Origin of the sequence: Pseudomonas sp. zfem005 (genome assembly GCF_032621735.1) — a bacterium.
Lineage (GTDB): Bacteria > Pseudomonadota > Gammaproteobacteria > Pseudomonadales > Pseudomonadaceae > Metapseudomonas > Metapseudomonas solani.
On the sequence record NZ_JAVYJE010000007.1, the window covers coordinates 340,597 to 359,669 of the forward strand.

At 69.7% G+C, this 19,073-nt stretch carries 19 protein-coding genes; 15 read left to right on the forward strand and 4 right to left on the reverse strand.

From position 1 onward, the window contains the following. Nucleotides 1-34: 34 nt before the first annotated feature. Entirely contained in the window at nt 35-1,801 is a 1,767-nt protein-coding gene (locus RTW82_RS17730) for a GGDEF and EAL domain-containing protein (protein WP_316925866.1), read from the reverse strand. 254 nt (nt 1,802-2,055) lie between these two features. Between RTW82_RS17730 and gbpA the strand changes: the two genes are divergently transcribed. From gbpA to gspM, 12 genes are all read left to right on the forward strand, one after another. Beyond that, nucleotides 2,056-3,597 (forward strand): N-acetylglucosamine-binding protein GbpA, encoded by a 1,542-nt coding sequence (gbpA, locus tag RTW82_RS17735; RefSeq protein ID WP_316925867.1) that lies wholly within the window; start codon nt 2,056-2,058, stop codon nt 3,595-3,597. Nucleotides 3,598-3,701: 104 nt separating this feature from the next. Beyond that, nucleotides 3,702-4,223: a type II secretion system protein N gene (locus RTW82_RS17740; protein ID WP_316925868.1), complete on the forward strand. Its 522-nt coding sequence runs from the start codon at nt 3,702-3,704 to the stop codon at nt 4,221-4,223. Further along, on the forward strand, nt 4,220-6,118 hold the full coding sequence (gene gspD, locus RTW82_RS17745) for a type II secretion system secretin GspD (protein ID WP_316925869.1): 1,899 nt from the start codon (nt 4,220-4,222) through the stop codon (nt 6,116-6,118). Before RTW82_RS17740 ends, gspD begins: the two co-directional genes overlap by 4 nt. Continuing rightward, nucleotides 6,115-7,587 carry a type II secretion system ATPase GspE gene (gspE, locus tag RTW82_RS17750; RefSeq protein ID WP_184491721.1) on the forward strand — a complete coding sequence of 491 codons (1,473 nt, stop codon included), beginning with the start codon at nt 6,115-6,117 and terminating at the stop codon, nt 7,585-7,587. The genes gspD and gspE overlap by 4 nt, the downstream gene beginning before the upstream one ends. A gap of 1 nt (nt 7,588) precedes the next feature. After that, nucleotides 7,589-8,797 (forward strand): type II secretion system inner membrane protein GspF, encoded by a 1,209-nt coding sequence (gspF, locus tag RTW82_RS17755; protein ID WP_316925870.1) that lies wholly within the window; start codon nt 7,589-7,591, stop codon nt 8,795-8,797. Nucleotides 8,798-8,812: 15 nt separating this feature from the next. Then, nucleotides 8,813-9,247, forward strand: coding sequence for a type II secretion system major pseudopilin GspG (gspG, locus tag RTW82_RS17760; RefSeq protein ID WP_043247302.1), 435 nt, complete (start codon nt 8,813-8,815; stop codon nt 9,245-9,247). A 171-nt stretch (nt 9,248-9,418) separates the two neighbouring features. Beyond that, entirely contained in the window at nt 9,419-9,901 is a 483-nt protein-coding gene (gene gspH, locus RTW82_RS17765) for a type II secretion system minor pseudopilin GspH (RefSeq protein ID WP_184491727.1), read from the forward strand. Next, entirely contained in the window at nt 9,888-10,256 is a 369-nt protein-coding gene (gene gspI, locus RTW82_RS17770) for a type II secretion system minor pseudopilin GspI (RefSeq protein ID WP_410478814.1), read from the forward strand. Before gspH ends, gspI begins: the two co-directional genes overlap by 14 nt. Further along, nucleotides 10,253-10,834 carry a type II secretion system minor pseudopilin GspJ gene (gene gspJ, locus RTW82_RS17775; RefSeq protein WP_316925872.1) on the forward strand — a complete coding sequence of 194 codons (582 nt, stop codon included), beginning with the start codon at nt 10,253-10,255 and terminating at the stop codon, nt 10,832-10,834. The genes gspI and gspJ overlap by 4 nt, the downstream gene beginning before the upstream one ends. Beyond that, complete coding sequence (gspK, locus tag RTW82_RS17780) at nt 10,827-11,702, forward strand: type II secretion system minor pseudopilin GspK (protein WP_316925873.1); 876 nt, start codon at nt 10,827-10,829, stop codon at nt 11,700-11,702. Before gspJ ends, gspK begins: the two co-directional genes overlap by 8 nt. 5 nt (nt 11,703-11,707) lie before the next feature. Further along, nucleotides 11,708-12,787 carry a type II secretion system protein GspL gene (gene gspL / locus RTW82_RS17785; RefSeq protein WP_316925874.1) on the forward strand — a complete coding sequence of 360 codons (1,080 nt, stop codon included), beginning with the start codon at nt 11,708-11,710 and terminating at the stop codon, nt 12,785-12,787. 40 nt (nt 12,788-12,827) lie between these two features. Further along, nucleotides 12,828-13,292: a type II secretion system protein GspM gene (gspM, locus tag RTW82_RS17790; RefSeq protein WP_316925875.1), complete on the forward strand. Its 465-nt coding sequence runs from the start codon at nt 12,828-12,830 to the stop codon at nt 13,290-13,292. 6 nt (nt 13,293-13,298) lie between these two features. On the opposite strand, the gene RTW82_RS17795 is transcribed toward gspM, so the two are convergent. Further along, nucleotides 13,299-14,738, reverse strand: a complete 1,440-nt coding sequence (locus RTW82_RS17795) for an amidase (protein ID WP_316925876.1) — start codon at nt 14,736-14,738, stop codon at nt 13,299-13,301. A gap of 119 nt (nt 14,739-14,857) precedes the next feature. Here RTW82_RS17795 and RTW82_RS17800 point away from each other — a divergent pair, with 119 nt between their 5' ends. Beyond that, entirely contained in the window at nt 14,858-15,430 is a 573-nt protein-coding gene (locus tag RTW82_RS17800) for a TetR/AcrR family transcriptional regulator (protein WP_316925877.1), read from the forward strand. Between the two features lie 40 nt (nt 15,431-15,470). Further along, on the forward strand, nt 15,471-15,914 hold the full coding sequence (locus RTW82_RS17805) for an SRPBCC domain-containing protein (RefSeq protein ID WP_316925878.1): 444 nt from the start codon (nt 15,471-15,473) through the stop codon (nt 15,912-15,914). Nucleotides 15,915-15,922: 8 nt separating this feature from the next. On the opposite strand, the gene RTW82_RS17810 is transcribed toward RTW82_RS17805, so the two are convergent. Together RTW82_RS17810 and RTW82_RS17815 are read right to left on the reverse strand one after the other, a co-directional pair. Next, nucleotides 15,923-17,065: an AAA family ATPase gene (locus tag RTW82_RS17810; RefSeq protein WP_316925879.1), complete on the reverse strand. Its 1,143-nt coding sequence runs from the start codon at nt 17,063-17,065 to the stop codon at nt 15,923-15,925. Further along, nucleotides 17,062-17,934 carry an RNA ligase family protein gene (locus RTW82_RS17815; protein ID WP_316925880.1) on the reverse strand — a complete coding sequence of 291 codons (873 nt, stop codon included), beginning with the start codon at nt 17,932-17,934 and terminating at the stop codon, nt 17,062-17,064. The genes RTW82_RS17810 and RTW82_RS17815 overlap by 4 nt, the downstream gene beginning before the upstream one ends. A 295-nt stretch (nt 17,935-18,229) precedes the next feature. Between RTW82_RS17815 and RTW82_RS17820 the strand changes: the two genes are divergently transcribed. Continuing rightward, nucleotides 18,230-19,048 (forward strand): PH domain-containing protein, encoded by an 819-nt coding sequence (locus tag RTW82_RS17820; RefSeq protein WP_265168986.1) that lies wholly within the window; start codon nt 18,230-18,232, stop codon nt 19,046-19,048. The last annotated feature ends 25 nt before the right edge of the window (nt 19,049-19,073 follow it).

Sequence of the window (19,073 nt, forward strand, 5' to 3'; positions counted from 1 at the left end):
TCGCTCCGCCTGCCCGGGCCCTCGCCGGCCCGGGTCAGCTGCGCGAGCGGTGCCACTCCTCCAGCTGCTCCGGTGACATCGGTCGGGCCACGTAGTAGCCCTGCACCTCGTCGCAGCCCCACCACTGCATCAGGCGGTACAGCTCCTCGGTCTCCACGCCCTCGGCCACCACGCGATAGCCCAATTGCCGCGCGAGCTGGATCACCGCGCCCACCACCCGCTGGTCGCGCAGCTCGGTCTGCACGTTGCGCATGAACGACTGGTCCAGCTTCACCGAACTGGCGGGCAGGTCGCGCAGGTAGGACCAGTTGCTGTAGCCGGTGCCGAAGTCGTCGATGGCCAGCTCGATGCCCTGGTCGCGCAGGCGGAACAGGTTGCGCCGCACCTCCTCCGGGTTCTTCATCAGCACGCTTTCGGTGAACTCCAGCTCCAGGCATGAGCCGTCGATCTGGTGGCTGCGCACCAGCTCGATGATGCGGTCGACAAAATCGGCATCGTCCATGTCGCTGGCCGAGACGTTGATCGACACCTTCCAGCCCCAGCCCTGCCGCTGCCATTCGCGGGCCTGCACGATGGCCCGCTCGGCCACCCACAGGCTCAACGGGCGGATCAGCGCGGTGCGCTCGGCAAGAGGGATGAATTCCGCCGGGCTGATGCCTCCCAGTTGCGGGTGGCGCCAGCGCAGCAGCCCCTCGACCCCGACCAGGCGACCGCTGACCAGGTCGACACGGGGCTGGTACTCCAGACGCAGCTGGTCCTCGGCGTGCACCGCCCTGGACAACGACGACAGGAGGATGAAGGCACGCTGCTGGGCATGGTCCAGTGCGGCCTCGTAGTAGCGCCAGCGCACCCCGGTTTCCCGGGCGTTGTCGGCGGAGCTGACCAGCAACCGCAGCCAGTCGCGATTGTCCGTCTGCGGATCGAGATCGAGAATGCCGGCGCCGAAGCGGATCTGCAGCGGGATGCCCTCGCACTCGATGGGCGCCGAGAAAACGTCGGCGAGGCGGTGGGAGAGCCTTTCCACGGCCTCGCGCCGGGCGCCGTGGATGATGAAGCCAAAGCGCGTGGGGCTGATCTTGTAGAGCAGGTGCCCCTCCGGCAGCGCCTGCTGCAGACGGGTCTTGATCAGCAGCATCAACGCCGCCGAGAAGGGGTAGCCGAGCACCTTGACGATGTCGTTGAGGAAGGCCGGCGCGATCATGTCCGCCGCGACCACGGTGATGCGCTGACCGGCGCGCAGCGCGCCCTCCACGTCCTCCTCCAGGCGCAAGCGGTTGTACAGGCCGGTTGGCTGGTCGATGAAGGTCGCCTCGCGAATGTTGCGCAGGCGCAGCATCGCCAGTTCCGCGAGGGACGCCAGCATGGCGGCATCGCGCGCCGACAGCGGCGGGCGCGGCTCGCTGTCGATGATGCAGAAGCTGCCCAGGGCCAGGCGCTCCTCGGTGAGCAGCGGCACGCTGGCGTAGAAGCGGATGCCGGGCTCGCCGGTGACCAGCGGGTTGTCGCAAAAGCGCTCGTCCAGGCGCGCATCGCCGACCTGGAACAACTGCTCCGACATCACCGCGTGGGCGCAGAACGCGTCACGCCGGGGAGTCTCGCTCACGGCGAGGCCCACCCTGGCGCAGAACCACTGGCGGTTGTCATCGATGATCGAGATCAGCGCGATGGGCACCTCGAAATACCGGGTGGCCATCTGCACCAGCTTCTCGAAGACCTCGTCCTGTCGATTTTCCAGCGGCCGCAGCGCGCGGACCCTGTTCTGGCGTTCGGTTTCATTGGTGGGGAGAGGGGTTACGTCCATATGTCCTCCCGACGATTGGACCCTTGGCTCTGACAGCCCTCGACGACCTTTGATTCAAGCAGCCCGATCGCCTCGGCGCCCCCCCCGTGTATTCACAACGCCATTCTCGGACTCGTCCGATGGGACAGGAACCTCCCCGGAGGCATCCTGAATCCGCTCCAGATAACGCCGCCAACCTGTCGCGGCGGGCCTGCTCGCAGCAGGCGGCGGTGTCGGAGCGCCCATTTTCGTCACCCTCTCAGAAAGGTACTTCGATGAGCATTTCCAAGCGCACCCTGCGCAAGCTGCCCCTGGCCCTCGCGGTCGGCATCGCCACCCTGGCATCCCAGCAAGCCTTTTCCCATGGCTACATCGAGAGCCCGAAATCCCGCTCGCTGATGTGCAGCATGGGCGGCGGCAACCTCAACGCCAATTGCGGCTCCATCCAGTGGGAACCGCAGAGCGTGGAATACCGCCCCGACGCGCAGAACCACTTCGGCGGCAAGTGGTGCGGCGGCACCTTCCGTGAATGCGGCCCGGCCGATGGCACCATCGCCGCCGGTGGCCACAACTCCTACAGCCCGCTGAACGAGCAGACCGCCACCCGCTGGCACAAGACCACCATCAAGTCGGGCATGCAGGAATTCCGCTGGAAGTACACCGCTGGCCACGCCACCGCCTACTGGCAGTTCTACATCACCAAGAAGGACTGGAACCCCAACCAGCCGCTGACCCGCGCCTCCTTCGAAGCCGCCCCGCTGCTGCACGAAGACTTCGCCACCAGCGGTCATGCCAAGCCGGTTTCCCAAGGCTCCAGCACCCACCGCCTGAACATTCCCGCTGACCGCAGTGGCTACCATGTGATCCTCGCCACCTGGCGCATCGGCGACACCGACGCCACCTTCTACCAGGCGGTCGACGTCAACATCGACAACGATGGCGCCGGCAACGGCGGCACCACCCCGCCGGCACCGGAATGGAACCAGATCGGCGCCGTGCAGCCCGAGCCCCTCAGCGTCGGCGACACCGTGACCCTGCGCGCCTTCGCCAAGACCGGGCAGCTCAACAGCATTTCGCTGAAGATCGAGAACGCCAACCAGGCCCAGGCCAACAACTGGCCCTTCCTGCTGGCACAGAAGGTCAACGCCGCCGACCTCGGCTACAAGCTGGGCGAGCTGAACACCACCGGCGACGTCGTGCCCAACTACGGCCGTAACGGCATCCACGTGAAGGCCGACAGCAAGGTCGTGCGCGTCGAGATGCAGAAGGACCAGCCGACCGTGCCGGGCTCGCTGAACCTCACCGGCCTGAAGGGCAGCTACGAGATCAAGAACGGCCAGGCCGATCTGCACTTCAACGCCATCGCCCAGGGTGGCGAATACCAGGTCAAGGCCACCGTGCTCAACGCCAAGGGTGAGACCGTCGCCCACCAGGAAGCCGCACCGGGCAACACTCCGCACTTCCACATCCCGCTGCTGAAGGCCGAAGCCGGCAAGCACGACCTGGTGGTCGTGGCCACGCCGAAGAAGGGCGAGCTGCTGCAGCAGACCCACAGCTTCAGCCTGATCGCCGAACCGGGTAACGGTGGCGAGAACCCGGGCGAAGGCGAAAACCCGGGCAACGCCAAGTACGACTTCGTCTTCCCGGACGGCCTGGCCGACTACAAGGCCGGCACCACCGTGCTGGCCAAGGACGGCAACGTCTACGAGTGCAAGCCCTTCCCCGCCAGCGGCTACTGCAAGCAGTGGACCCCGGGTTCGAACCAGTTCGAGCCGGGCAAGGGTTCCCACTCCGGCATGGCCTGGGATCGCAAGTAACCCGACCGTGGCCGGGCCATCGCCCGAGCCCCCACCCCGATGAACCGGAACGCCCGACGGCCAGGAGCCGCCGGGCCGTTCCCGTCCCCGACGGAACTGCCGCCATGACGCTCATCCCCACCCTGCCGCGCGCGCTGCCGCCCCAAGCCCTGCATGGCCTGGCTGCGCTGCTGTTGTGCGCCTGGCTGGCCTGGCTGGGCCTGGGCAGCGGCGACTACCACCAGGCCCTGCGGGCCCAAGCCGACGCACCGCCGACCCGACCGTCGCTGCCGACGGCCATGCCAGCGCCGAGCCTGGATGCCACCACCATCGCCCTGATGTTCGGCGCCATGCCGCCGCAGCAGGACGCCCACGAGGAAGACCCCGGCATGCTCCTGACGCTGCTCGCCAGCCTGCGTGCCGACCACCCTGAAGATTCCCGCGCGCTGATCGCCTCCCCCGGCGGCAGCGCCTTCCACCGCCCCGGCGAGCGCCTGCCCGGTGGCGCCCTGCTGCGCAGCGTGGAGGCCGACCACGTGCTCATCCTGCGCAATGGCCGCGAACAGCGCCTGGGCTTCGCCCGCGCCGCCGAAACCCTGCTGGTGCCCCTGGCCGCGCCAGCGCCCTCGCCCGAGACGACGCCATGAACCTCACCCGCACCACCCGCGCCCTGCTGATGCTCGGCACCCTGCTCTGCCCCCTCGCCGCATACGCTGCCAAGGACGAGCAGCGCCAGTGGACCCTCAACATGAAGGACGCCGACCTGCGCGACCTGGTCAGCGAAGTCGGTGCGATCACCGGCAAGACCATGGTCCTGGACCCACGCATGAGCGGCAAGGTCACCGTGCAATCGGCCGCCGCCATGGACCAGGCCGGCATCTATGCGCTGTTCCTCAGCGTGCTGCGCAGCCAGGGCTTCGCCGCGCTGGATCAGGGCAACCGCGTGCTCATCGTGCCGGTGGCCGACGCCAAGACCCGCGCCAGCGAACACGACGGCAGCGCCGGTGAAGCCGTGGTCACCCAGGTGCTGCCGCTGCACAACGCCAGCGCCGCCGAAGTGGCCGCCGTGGTGCGTCCGCTGGTGGCCACCGACGCCTATATCGCGCCCTCCACCACCGCCAACGCCCTGGTGGTGACCGACAGCGCCAGCAACGTCGAGCGCATCCGCCAGGTGGTCCGCGAACTGGACGACTCCGGCCAGCGTGCCTTCAGCACCCTGAGCCTGAAGCACGCCTGGGCCAGCGACCTGGCCAGCACCCTGAGCGAGAGCGTCAACCAGGCCAATGGCGGCGCACCGGGCGCCAAGGCGGTGGCCGATGCCCGCAGCAACCGCCTGATCCTCATCGGCCCGGAGCCGGCCCGCGCGCAGATGGCGCGCCTGGCCCGCGCCCTGGACACGCCCGGTGACGCCAGCGACGGCACCCGCGTGGTCCGCCTGCACCACAGCGACGCCAAGCGCCTGGCCGAGCTGCTCAGCGGCATCGGCAAGCGCCTGGAAGTGGGGCGTGGCGGCAAGGACGGCCAGGCCGGCTCCATTCTCATCAGTGCCGACGAGAGCCAGAACGCCCTGGTGCTGATGGCCGAGCCGGCGCAACTGGCGATGCTCGACGGCATCATCGCCCAGCTCGACCGCCCCCGCGCCCAGGTGCTGGTGGAGGCGGCGATCGTCGAAGTCAGCGGCGACATCAACGAAGCCCTCGGCGTGCAGTGGGCCGGTCGCGGCGGCGATATCGCCGGCGCCGTGCAGTTCGGCGGCAACGGCATCGCCATCGGCTCGGTGATCAACGCCCTGGAGGACGGCAAGCGCCCGACGCTGCCGGACGGCACCCTGATCGGCATCGGCAGCCGCAACTTCGGTGCGCTGATCAGCGCCCTGTCCAGCGACTCCAACAACAACCTGCTCTCCACCCCCAGCCTGCTGACCCTGGACAACGAGGCGGCGGAAATCCTCGTCGGCCAGAACGTGCCCTTCCAGACCGGCTCCTATACCACCGACAGCGCCGGCGCCTCCAACCCCTTCACCACGGTGGAGCGCCGCGACATCGGCATCACCCTCAAGGTCACCCCGCACATCAACGACGGCGACACCCTGCGACTCAAGGTCGAGCAGGAAAGCTCGGAGCTGGCGGCCGCGCCGGCGGGCATCTCCACCAGCGACGTGATCACCAACAAACGCGCGGTGAAGAGCACCATCCTCGCCGACGACGGGCAAATCATCGTCATCGGCGGGCTGATCAAGGACAACGTCAAGACCCAGGTCAGCAAGGTGCCGCTGCTGGGCGACATCCCGCTGCTGGGCGCGCTGTTCCGCTCCAGCAAGGACGTGGTGGAGAAGACCAACCTGATGGTGTTCCTGCGCCCCACCCTGTTGCGCAGCAGCGAAGCCGCCGAACGCCTCGGCCAGCGCAAGTACGAAGACCTGCGCCAGTTGCGCAGCAACGACCCGGCGGCCAACCGCCTGCTGCTGCCCAGCGCGCCGCGCCAGCTGTTCGACCCCACCGCCGAGCCGGCCATCGACCTGCGCGACGGGGCCCGCCGATGAGCGCCGTGGCCCGCCTGCCCTTCAGCTACGCCCGGCGCCACGGGGTGCTGCTGGACGACGGCGAACTGCTGTGCCGCGCCGACACGCACCTGGCCATCCTCACCGAGGTGCGCCGCCTGCACGGCGAGCCGGCGCGCTGCCGGGTGCTCGGCCAGGACGCCTTCGCCGAACGCCTGGCCCTGCACTATCGGGACGGCCAGGGCGACGCCCAGCAGGTGGCCGCCGGCCTGGGCGAGCAGATGGCCGGCGACGACGACCTCGCCAGCCTGGCCGAGCACCTGCCGCAGACCACCGACCTGATGGACCAGGAAGACGACGCGCCGATCATCCGCCTGATCAACGCCATCCTCGGCGAGGCGGTGAAGGCCCATGCCTCGGACATCCACCTGGAGACCTTCGAGCAGCACCTTTCGGTGCGCATGCGCGTGGACGGCCTGCTGCGTGAAATCCTCCGCCCACGGCGCGAGCTGGCCGGGCTGCTGGTGTCGCGGATCAAGGTCATGGCGCGGCTGGACATCGCCGAGAAGCGCATCCCCCAGGACGGCCGCATCGCCTTGCGCATCGCCGGCCACGAGGTGGATGTGCGCGTCTCCACCCTGCCCTCGGCCCACGGCGAGCGGGTGGTGATGCGCCTGCTGGACAAACAGGCCGGGCGCCTCGACCTTGCCCGCCTGGGTATGGACGCCGCCACCCGCACGCGCCTCGAAGGCGCCCTGGCGCGGCCCCACGGCATCCTCCTGGTCACCGGCCCCACCGGCTCGGGCAAGACCACCACGCTGTACGCCGGGCTTTCCAGCCTCAACAGCGAGTCGCGCAATATCCTCACCATCGAAGACCCGGTGGAATACCACCTGCCCGGCATCGGCCAGACCCAGGTCAACACCAAGGTCGACATGACCTTCGCCCGGGGCCTGCGCGCCATCCTCCGCCAGGACCCGGACGTGGTGATGGTGGGCGAGATCCGCGACCGCGAAACCGCCGAGATCGCCGTGCAGGCTTCCCTCACCGGGCACCTGGTGATCTCCACCCTGCACACCAACAGCGCCGTGGGTGCGGTCACCCGCCTGGTGGACATGGGCGTCGAACCCTTCCTGCTCTGCACCTCGCTGCTCGGCGTGCTGGCCCAGCGCCTGGTGCGCGTGCTCTGCCCCCATTGCAAGGTCGAAACCCGCGCCGACGCCGCTGCCTGCGCCCAGCTGGGCCTGGCCCCGGACGCCGCGCCCCGGCTGTGGCAGCCGAGCGGTTGCCCGGCCTGCCAGCACAGCGGCTACCGGGGCCGCCAGGGCCTCTACGAACTGGTGCTGCTGGACGAAACCTTGCGCCAGCTGATCCACCAGGGCAGCGGCGAGGCCGACCTGGCACGCCATGCCCGCCAGCACGGGCCGAGCCTGTTCGCCGACGGCCGGGACAAGGTCCTGGCCGGCGTCACCAGCCTCGAAGAGCTGCTGCGCGTGACTCGGGAGGATTGAGATGGCGGCCTACGAATACCTCGCCATGGATGCAGGCGGCGGCAAGCAGCGCGGCGTGCAGGAAGCCGACAGCGAACGCCAGGCCCGCCAGCTGCTGCGTGAACGCCAGCTGGTGCCGCTGCGCCTGCGCCTGGCCAAGGGCAGCCGCAGCGCCGGTGGCAAGCCGTCCGGGCGTGGCCTGGGCGCCGCCGAACTGGCCCTGCTGACCCGCCAGCTGGCCACCCTGGTGCAGGCCGCCCTGCCCCTGGAGGAAGTGCTCGCCGCCGTCGCCGCGCAGTCGGAAAAGCGCAGCCAGCAGGCCATGGTGCTGGCCATCCGCGCACGGGTGCTGGAAGGCCACGGCCTGGCCCAGGCGATGGCCGGCTTCCCCCGCGCCTTCCCGCCGCTGTACCGCGCCACCGTGGCAGCCGGCGAGCGCGCCGGGCACCTCGGCCAGGTGCTGCTGCAACTGGCCGACTACACCGAATCGCGCCAGGCTGCGCGCCAGCAGGTGCAACTGGCCCTGCTCTACCCGAGCATCCTGCTGCTGGCCGCCTTCGGCATCGTCGGCTTCCTGCTGGGTTTCGTGGTGCCGGACGTGGTCAAGGTGTTCATCGACAGCGGCCAGGAGCTGCCCGCGCTGACCCGCGGCCTGATCGCCGCCAGCGAACTGTTGCAACACCACGGCCTGGCCTTGCTGCTGACCAGCGCCGGGGGCATCTGCGCCTTGCGCCTAGCCCTGCGCAGGCCCGCCACGCGGCTCGCCTGGCACCGTTTGCTGCTGCGCCTGCCGCTGCTCGGGCGCCTGGTGCGGGCCAGCGACTGCACGCGCTTCACCAGCACCCTGGCGATCCTCGGGCGCAGCGGCGTGCCCCTGGTGGATGCCCTGGAGATCGCCGCCGAAGTGGTGGCCAACGGGCAGATTCGGACCGGTCTGAAAGACGTCGCCCGCGCCGTGCGCGAAGGTGGCCCGCTGACACGGGCCCTGGAACGCAGCGGCCACTTCCCGCCGATGATGCTTTACATGATCGCCAGCGGTGAACGCTCCGGCGAACTGGACGCCATGCTCGACCGCGCCGCGCGCCAGCAGGAAGCGCAACTGGCTACCCGCATCGCCATGCTGGTGGGCCTGTTCGAGCCGGCGATGCTCGTGTTCATGGGCGCCAGCGTGCTGGTGATCGTGCTGGCGATCCTCATGCCCATCCTCAGCCTCAACCAACTCATCGCCTGAACGGCAGGACTCCCCATGCACAGCAAACGCAGCCAAGCAGGCTTCACCCTTATCGAGATCATGGTAGTGGTCGTCATCCTCGGCGTGCTCGCCGCCCTGGTGGTGCCGCAGATCATGAGCCGCCCCGACCAAGCCAAGGTCACCGCCGCGCGCGCCGACATCAACGCCATCGCCATGGCCCTGGACATCTACAAGCTCGACAACCACGGCTACCCCGGCACCCAGCAAGGCCTCGACGCGCTGGTGAGCAAACCCAGCGGCAGCCCGCCGGCGCGCAACTGGAACCCCGACGGCTACCTCAAGCGCCTGCCCGTGGACCCCTGGGGCAACCCCTACCAGTTCATCACCCCCGGCAGCCAGGGCAACGCCTACGACCTGTTCTCCTTCGGCGCCGACGGCCGCGCCGGCGGCGATGGCCTCAACGCCGACATCGGCAACTGGGATCGCTGAAATGCCCCCGCGCAAAAACGCCCCTCGTAGGATGGGTAGAGCCCTGCGAAACCCATCACCTCGGCAGCATGGGTTTCGCTCCGCTCTACCCATCCTACGAAGAGAGGTGACTCCCTCGCGGAACTGTGGGAGCGAATTCATTCGCGATGCCGCCCACACCGGAGCCCACCCATGAACCGCGCGCGGGGCTTCACCCTGCTGGAGATCCTCGTGGTCATCCTGCTGATCGGCCTGGTGGCGGGATTGGCCGGCCTGGCCCAGGGCGACCACGGCGGCCAGCAGGCACGCCGCGAGGCCGAGCGCCTGCGCGTGCTGATCGCCCTGCTGCGCGAGGATGCGCTGCTCGCCCAGCGGCAGTTCGGCCTGCGCGTGGACGCCGACGGCTACGCCGTGCAGCGCCTGGAGCCCGACGGCCGCTGGGCGCCCGCTCCCGGTTACCGCCCGCAGCACCTGGCCGAGCCCCTGCGCTTGCGCATGGAAGCCGCCGAGGATGCCGCGCAGCTGGGCAATGCACCCGGGGGCACCGCGCCGCAGTTGCTGGTGCTCTCCAGCGATGAAATCTCGCCCTTCACCCTGTACCTGGAGCTGCGCGGCAAGCCGCTGCTGACCCTGGCCAGCGATGGCCTGGAAGAGGTGCGCATTGAAACGCTGTGAGGGCTTCACCCTGCTGGAGGTGATGGTCGCCCTGGCCATCTTCGCCACCCTCTCCGTGGCGCTGTACAGCGCCGCCGGGCATATCGCCGGCAACAACGCCGGGCTCACCGAGCGCAGCCTGGCCCAGTGGCTGGCGGACAACCGCCTCAACGAACTGCGCGCGGGCGTGCGCGAGCCACAACGCGGCTACCGCCAGGAGCGCATCGCCTTCGCCGGCCGCCAATGGCTGCTGGGCACCGAGATCAGCGCCGCCCCCGACCCGCGCCTGCTGGAGGTAAAGGTGGACGTGGCGGTGCCCAACGACCCACCGCTGACCCGCGCGCTGCTCAGCGGCTTCATCGAGGCGCCGCGATGAACGAGCGCGGCTTCACCCTCCTGGAAGTGCTGATCGCCATCGCCCTGTTCGCCCTGCTCGGCCTGGCCAGTTACCAGTTGCTGGAGCGGGTGCTGCACAGCGAGCGGCGCATCCAGCAGCACGAGCAGCAGCTGCGCCAGTTGCAGCGCGCGCTGGACATCTTCCAGCGCGACCTGTGGCAGGCCCTCCCCGCCGCCCTGCCCGATGACCCGAGCCGACGCCAGGCGCTGATCGGCCGCGACCACCAGCTGCGGCTGATGCGCGGCGGCTGGGCCAACCCTTTGCAGCAGCGCCGCAGCGAGGTGATGTGGGTCGAGCACCGCTGGGAACAGGGCCAGTGGCTGCGGGCCTACCGGGGCGACGACGGCGCGGAGCACAGCCAGCGCCTGCTGGAAGGCGTGGAACTGACCCGGCTGCGCTACATCGATGACCGCGGCCAGCCCACGGACGCCTGGCCGGCAGGCGGCGGCGCGCTGAACCTGCCCCGGGCGCTGGAGATCGAGCTGAACGCGCCGGGCTACCCGGGGCTGCGCCGGGTCATCCTGCTGCCGGGCCTGAAGGTGCCGGACCATGAGTGAACGGCACCGCCAACGCGGCGTGGCGCTGATCAGCGTGCTGCTGGTCACGGCGCTGGTCACCCTGATCATCAGCGACATGCTCGCCCGTCAGCGCCTGAGCCTGGCCAGCAGCGCCAACCAGTTGCAGCAGCAACAGCTCTGGCAACTGGCCCTGAGCGGCGAGGCCTGGGCCCGCCAGCAGCTGCACGATGACCTCGCCACGCGCGAGGAGCCGCTGCGGGTGCACCTGGGCCAGGGTTGGGCCCGGAACGGCAATCTGTTCGACATCGATGGCGGGCAGATCCACATCCGCATCGAAGACCTGGCCGGGCGTTTCGACCTCGACACCCAGCGCAGCGCCAGCCGCCTGGCCCGTGCACGCTACCAGCGCCTGCTGGCCAACCTCGGCCTGCCCCACCACGACCCGGCGCTGCTGCCGCAACGGCCCGGCGCCGACGGCAAGCCGCAGCCCTTCGCCGACAGCAGCGAACTGGCCCGCCTGGAGCAACTGGACGCAGCCGGCCTGCAACGCCTGCGGCCGCATGTCGCCACCCTCGGCGGCGTAGCGCTCAACCTCAACACCGCATCCGCCGAGGTGCTGGCCAGCCTCGAAGGCCTCGACCCGGCCATCGCTCGCACCCTGGTGCAGGCACGACCGCCCCAGGGCTATGCCAGCGTGCAGGCCTTCATGGAGCAGCCGCTGCTGCACGGCCGCGAGGTGAGCAGCCGGGAGCTGGGCGTCGACAGCCGGCATTTCCGCGCCCACCTGCAGGTGCGCCTGGGCGAGCGGCAGCTGTACCTCGCCAGTGACCTGCGCCTGGAGCGCGATGGCCGTATCAACGTCCTGCGCCGGCAACTGCTGGCGCCCGACCTTTCACACCCGGAGTAACCCCCGTGCACGCCTGGCTCCACCTCGCCACTCCCCATGACGACAGCCCCCTGACCTGGTGGCTGGACGCCCACGCCCCCGAACAGGGCGACCTCCACCAGGCGGCCACGGCGCTGGCCGGCCAGCGGCTGACCCTGCTGCTGCCCGCCGAAGCCGCCAGCACCCATGAAGTGGAGGTGCCGGCCCGCAGCGGCCGCTGGCTGCGCCAGGCGCTGCGCTCCGCCCTGGAGGAGCGCCTGCTGGATGACATCGACAACCTGCACCTGGCCCGGGGCCCCCTGCTGGACGGGCGACGCTGCCGGGTGATCGCACTGGACCGTGCCTGGCTGCAGGGGTGCCTGGCCCGGCTCGCCCAGCACGGCCTGGTGCCCAGCCGCATCCACCTCGATGCCGACTGCCTGCCAGCGGGCGAGCCCCATGCCCTGCACTGTGCGGGCCGCTGGTTGCTGGGCGGCGGAGCAGGCCAGTGTGCGGCGCTGCCCGACGCGCAATGGGACGCCCTCGCGGAGCTGCTGCCGGAAGGGCTCATACGCCGCGAGGAGTCCCCCTGGCCGCTGCTGGTGGAAGGCGCGCAACGGGCCATCGACCTGCGCCAAGGCGAATTCGCCCAACGGAACGGCAAGCGCGTGCCCGTCGGCGTCCTGGCGCTGGTCGCCGTTCTCGCCGGGGGGGGCCAGCTGGCCCAGGACCTGCTGCATCGCCACTGGCTGGAACAGGGCAGCGCTGTGCTGCAACAGGCCAACCTCGACGAGTGGCAGCGGCGTTTCCCGGAGGAGCGTCGGGTGGTCGACCTGGGCCGCCAGGTGCAGGCGCGGCTGGTTACGGCGCAGCGCCCAGCCCAGGGCCTGGCCAACAGCCTGGAAAGCCTGGCCAATAGCTGGAGTGCCGGTGGCGGCAGCCTGGCCCGGGTGCAGCGCCTCGATTACCAGGCTGGCGAAGGCTGGACCTTGCGCGTGGAAGCCGGCTCCTTCGCCGATATCGAACGCCTGCGCGAAGGCCTCGCCAGCCAGGGCCTGGAGGTGCAGGCCGACTCCAGCGTGCGCAGCGCCCAAGGCGTGAGCACGCGCCTGCGCATCGCCGAATGAACCCCGCAACCGGCACCCGCCAAACCAAGGAACCCCGCTGATGAACCCGCTCTCCTCCCTGCAAAACCGCTGGCGCCAGCTGCCCGCCCGTGAGCGTCGGGCGCTGCTCCTGCTGGGCCTGTTCCTCGGCCCGGTGCTGGCCTGGACGCTGCTGTTGCAGCCCCAGCGCCAGGCCCTGCACCAGGCTGAGCAGGACTACCAGCAGGCCCTGGCCCTGCAGGCCGACCTGGCCCGTCTGCCGGCTGCGCGCCCGCAAGCGACGCTGACCGCCGAGGCCCTCCCCGGCCTGCTGGCACGCACCAGCGCCGAGGCGCGGCTGAACATCGAGCGCATGGACCATGAAGGCGCCGGGCGCATCAACCTCGGCCTGGAGGGGGCGCTGGATGACCTGATCGGCTGGCTGCGGCAGTTGCAGCAAGCCGGCGCCCGGGTCGCCAGCCTGGGGCTGGAGGTCAGCCCCGACGGCCAGGCGCGGGCGCGGTTGCTGGTGGAGGCTGGGGCCTAGCGCGCCTCAGGCCTGGCGCCCCACCCAGATCGGCGGCCGGCGGTTGGCCCAGGGCAGTGCGCGTTCCAGTTGCCCGGCGAGGCGCAGCAGCAGGTCTTCGCGGCCGCAGTCGGCGCTGAACTGCAGGCCGATGGGCAGCCCGCTGGTCGCGTCCTGGGCCAGGGGCACGGACATGGAGGGGGCACCGGTGACGTTGGCCAGGGCGGTGAAGGGCGATTGCTGGAACACCCGCTGCATCCAGCCGCGGCCGTCCAGCGTCTCCTGGCCCCGGTTGTATTCGCCGATGGGCGGCGCCAGGTGCGGCAGGGTCGGGCTCAGCAGCAGGTCGAAGCGGGTGAAGAATTCGCCCATGCGCCGGGCCACGGTGTTGCGCATGTGCATGGCACCGAGCAGGTCGATAGCGCTGAGGCCCCGGCCCAGCTCATGGAGGGCCAGACTGGCCGGCTCCAGGGTGCTGGCGTCGATGGGCCGGCCGGTCTGCGCTGCCAGGGCGTCGATCCAGTCGGCGGTGTTGGCGGCCCAGAAGCGCGCATTGAGTTCGACGAAGGCCTCCCAGCTCAAACCGATATCCGGCTGCACCGCCTCGACCCGGTGCCCCATTTCCTGCAGCTGCCGGGCAAGCCCTTCCGTCGCCTGGACGATGGACGCCGCACTGCGTCCACCGTCGAGCGGGTGCAGCAGCAGGCCGATCTTCAGCGGGCCGGGTTCGCGTCCGGCTTCCTCCAGGTAGGGCCGCACGGGCGCGGGGATGCGATACGGGTCGCCCGTGGCGTGGCCCTGGATGGCGTCCAGCAGCGCCGCGCTGTCGCGCACCGAGCGGCTGAGCACGCCCTGCACCGCCAGCCCGCTCCACACCTCGTCCAGCGCCGGGCCGATGGACACGCGCCCGCGGCTGGGCTTGAGGCCGAACAGGCCGGTGACCGACGCCGGCACGCGGATCGAACCGCCGCCATCGGTGGCATGGGCCACCGGCACCAGGCCGGCCGCCACGGCAGCGGCGGCGCCACCGCTGGAGCCGCCGGCACCGTGCTGCGGGTTCCAGGGGTTGCGGGTGGGGCCGTTGGCCAGGGATTCGGTGGCGGTGCTGGCGGCCAGCTCCGGCACCGTGGTGCGGCCTAGGGTCACCAGGCCGGCCTGGCGGAAGCGCTGCATCAGGTTGGAATCAGCCGGGCTCACCAGCCCCTCGGCCAGGCGGCTGCCCAGCTCGTTGCGGCGCCCGGCCATGGCCACGCCCACGTCCTTGATCAGGAACGGCACGCCGTGCAGCGGCCCGGCAGCGGGTGCCGGCTCGTCGTCCCAGTGCTCGACCAGCGCGTTGATCGCGGGGTTGAGCGCCGCGAAAGCCGCCAACGCGGCGTCCCTGACCTCGGCGGCGGTCACCTCGCGGCGGGCGATGAGCGCGGCCAGGCCGAGTGCATCCTGAGCGGCGTATTCAGACAGATTCATGAGGCTCTCCAGGTTCACCTGCCAGCTGAAGCAGGTATGATTGATACCATTCAGTATCGAGCGATACTGCTCGGTATACAGTGATACTCATCAGTATCGCCCGTCAAGCGGAGAACGCCATGCGACCCGAGCGCGTCATGCGCCTGCCCCCTCGCGAACGCATCATCGATGCCGCGCAGGAGCTGTTTTTCAACGAGGGGATCACCCGCGTCACGGTGGACGCCATCGCGGCCAAGGCCGAGTCCACCAAGATGACCCTGTACCGTCACTTCGAATCCAAGGATGCCCTGGTGCTGGAGTGGATCCGCCTGCACATCGAGCAGTACCGCGACATCTTCGAGCGCCTGGCGCAGGCCCACCCCGGCGACGCCCGGGCGCAGCTGCTAGGCTTCGCCCAGTTCATCGCCGACGATCTGTCCACCTCTTCGTACCGGGGTTGCTCGTTCACCAACGTGATCGCCGAGATACCCGACGACCAGCACCCCGCCCGGGTGCTGATCGAGGCGCACAAGCAGGCGCAGTTCCGCCGCCTCGCCGCGCTCTGCGTCGAGGCCGGCCTGGCCGAGGCGCAAGACGTGGCCGAGGAATTGACCTACCTGATGGAGGGCGCGCAGATCGTCTCGCAGAACAAGGGCATCGAGCGGGTCGGCGAGAAGCTTCTGCGCATGGTGAGGAAGAAGATCGGCGCCTGAGGCGGTCCAACACAGCAATCCATGGCCCAGGAGCCACCCGATGACCGAAGCGGCCCCCACCACCATCAGCGTCATGCGGCGCTTCCGCCAGAGCGCCGAGCAGGTGTTCGACGCCTGGCTCGACCCGGCGATCGCCTCGCGCTTCCTGTTCGCCACGGCGGACGGCGAGATGCGCGTGGTGGACATCGACGCCCGGGTCGAAGGCCGCTACTGCATCATCGAGCGGCGCGGCGAGGAGGATGCCGAGCACCTGGGCGAGTACCTGGAGATCGAGCGGCCGACGCGCCTGGTGTTCACCTTCGGCATCGACCGCGACGACCCTTCACGCGACCGCATCAGCCTCAGCTTCACCCCCCTGGGCGAGGGCTGCGAACTGCTGCTGGAGCATGAGATGCGCCCGGCCTGGGCCCACTACGCCACCGCCACCCGCGACGGCTGGAACATGATCCTCGGCCATCTCACCCGCGCCCTCGACAACCCCTGAGCGCCGCCTCAGGCGCCGGGGTAAACCACCTCCTCGGCCTCGGTGGGCAGCGGCACTTCCCATTTGAACAGCATCCGCGCGATGTCCTGGTTGCGCAGGCTGCTGTCGCGCCGGGTGTTGCGCCGGCGGATCTCCGCTTCGCTGGCCTCCAGGTACACCAGTTGCACGCGGGCGTCGTAGGCGTAGAGCAGGTCGAGGGTCTTCTTGCGCATCTGCGCCGACAGGTGCGTGGCGTTCCACACGAAGGGCTGGCGCGAACGCAACAGTGCCTTGGCCTGGTCGATGGCGAAGTGCGCAGCGGCCCCCTCGTTCTGGCCATGGCGCAGGCCCAGTGCCTCGCGCGCGTCGTCGAAGGAGATCACCGGCAGCTCGGGCTGGTGCTTCGCCTGCCAAGAGTTCTTGCCGCTGGCCGGCAACCCGGACAGCACGATCACCTGGGAGCCCTCCACCTCGCGGTGCAGGGGATAGTCCGGCAGCACCCGCGCACCACGGAAGTAGCGCACCCGCGTGTAGTCGTCGACGAAGGCCTTGGGCCCGCGCAGGCAGCCCTCCTCCTCGGCCAGTTGCTCCACCAGCTCGATGTCGTCGAGCAGCGCCTGCTTGCCGTGGAAGTGACGGCCCTGCATATCGGCCCGCGCCACGGCGCAGAGCATCCACACCGGCAGCTCCCAGGACAGCTTGTGCAGGATGAATTCCGCCGAACGCCCGCTCTTGTCCCCCGCCAGGGCGAAGAACGGCAGCTGGTGCACGGCGATGATCCGGCAGATGCGCTCGCGCAAGGCGAAGGGCACGCCGGCGCGCCACAGCAGGATGCGCACGTCGATGGCGCCGCGCCGGGAATGGCCGGGCTGGCCGATCTTGCCGGTGACTTCGTCGATCACCGTGGTCGCCGGCTTGGCGATGTCGTGCAGCAGCGCGGCGATGAACAGCACGAAGCGCTCGTCGTCGTCCGCCGTGGCGTAGGCGCCCTGCCCCAGCAGCGCCTCGACCACCATTTTCGTGTGGGTCCAGACATCGCCTTCGGCGTGGTAGACCGGGTCCTGCGGGGTGCTGGCCAGCTCGCCCAGCGCCGGGATCAGCGCCAGGCAGGCGGCGAAGTCCGCTGCACCGCCGGGTGCGGGCACCAGGGCCCGCAAGTGTTCCATGTTCATACGTGTCGTCCTTGTGCAGCGGCCAGGTCGGCCCAGGTCACCACCGGCTCGGGGGCGTAGAGATCGACGCCCGGGGCCAACAGGTTGGGAATGAACGGCTGCTGTGAATGGTGGATGCCGGAGTCGAGGATGGCCTGGACGAAGTCCGGGCGTACCCACTTGACCCGGCCAAGGGTGTGTTCGGGGCTTTCGATCTTCAGGTACAGCCCTTCCATCAGCTCGGAGCTGTCGCCGTTGGCCCAGGCACGGACCAGGTCCAGCCCTTCGCGCCGCACGGTGTGCTCGAAGGCCTCGCGCCAGCCGGCGGAGCGCGCCAGGGACGGCCGCACCAGCTTGAGCAGATCCGCCAGCCGGGGCGGCGGAACGCCTTCGTGGAGCACCGGCACGGACAGCACCGGGCTGCCGGCCAGCAGCGCGTGCCGCGCCCGGGTGGAAAGGAAGGCCCGTTGCTGGCGGTCCCAGATGTCGAACTCGAGGAACAGGTGCGGCAGGCGGTCGTAGAACACCGAATGCAGCTTGCTGCACACCTCGCCGAACAGCACGTAGCGGTCCTCCAGCCGTTCCAGCAGCAGGTGCTCGTGGGCCCGGGCCCACTGCTTGAACTGGCTGAACTGGCGCTCGCGGCCACCACCGATCAGGTAGTGCCCACGGGACTGCAGCAGCAGCTCGCCACCGGCGGAAAAACTGATGGCGGCATTGGCGCCATCGAGCTTCTCTTCCACCACCAAGTGGCAGCCGGCGAGCTCGTGGTAGGCCAGTTGGTCGGCGTCGCTGTCACCGACCTGCAGGCGTGAGGATTCGAGGTGCGGGGTCCGCGGGTATTTGAACAGCTCGATATTTTGCGCAGGGGCGCAGGAATGATCCGTCATGGTCTTCTCCTGTGAAAAAGGGAAAACCGACGACGCGCTTCAGCGGGGAATCAGTGGAAGCCACCCAGGGGCGGCCAGCAACAGGGCTCGGTGAACCGTCGTCGGTATCAGGCGTGTTGGCTGGCGCGGGGCATTGGCTTCACCACTTGGATGGAGGGGTGGATCGGAAAGGCGCGCATTGAAAACCCGCAGCACACGCGCTGTCAACACGGTCGTGTGAAGTGCGTCGCAGAGCGCTTGCCCGGCATGGCGCCAGCTGGCAATCTGCCGCCACTCCACTTCCCAGGAAATGTCCATGGACCGGATCGAGGCCGCCCTCACCACCCTCAAGTCCCTGCTGCTCACCGACGAGACCGTCATCCAGAGTTCGCACCAGTTGCGCCTGAAGGCGCTGAAGCACCGGCGGGAGATCGTGGTCGCCACCAACATGCGCCTGATCGTATTCATCCGCCGCGTGTTCGGCGGCTACCGCATGCACGACATCCGCTGGCAGGACCTGCAGGACGCCGCCATCGACGAGAACCTGCTGCCGGGCCTGTTCGGCGCCGTGCTGAGCCTGCGCCTGTACAACGGCACCCTGGTGCGCATCGACGGCCTGGAGCCGGTGAGCGCCCGCGCCCTGTACGTGTACTGCCAGCGGCAGGAACAGGAGTGGCGCGAAAAGAACCGCGTCCGCGGCATGGAAGAGCGCTCGGGGTTCGGCTTTGCCAGCATGCCGGGTACCACCGGCGTTGCCGGAACCGCCGGAACGGCGGGCGCCCCCATGCCCAATATCCCCATGCCAGGAACCCCGGCCTTCGACGCGCTCTTTTCCGCCGCCTTCTCCGGTGCGACGCCTGGCACGGTCAGCCACACGACCGTCGGCTCACCGCGCACCACCAGCAGCACCACCGTCGAAAGCACCGTGGATGAAGGCGACTCCTTCTCCTTCCAGGGCAAGGGGGATTTCGGCGCCCTGGCCGGCATGGCCAAGCTGATGAACCCGGCGACCGCGTCCGCCAGCGCCGAGAAGCTGGCCAAGGGCATGGCCGAGGCGAAGAAGCAGTTCGACGCGGGCAAGCTGTCCGCCGCCGAGTACGAGAGCGCGAAAGCCAAGGTCCTCAGCAGCCTGTGACCGCCCGCCCCGCCACCGGCGCGCC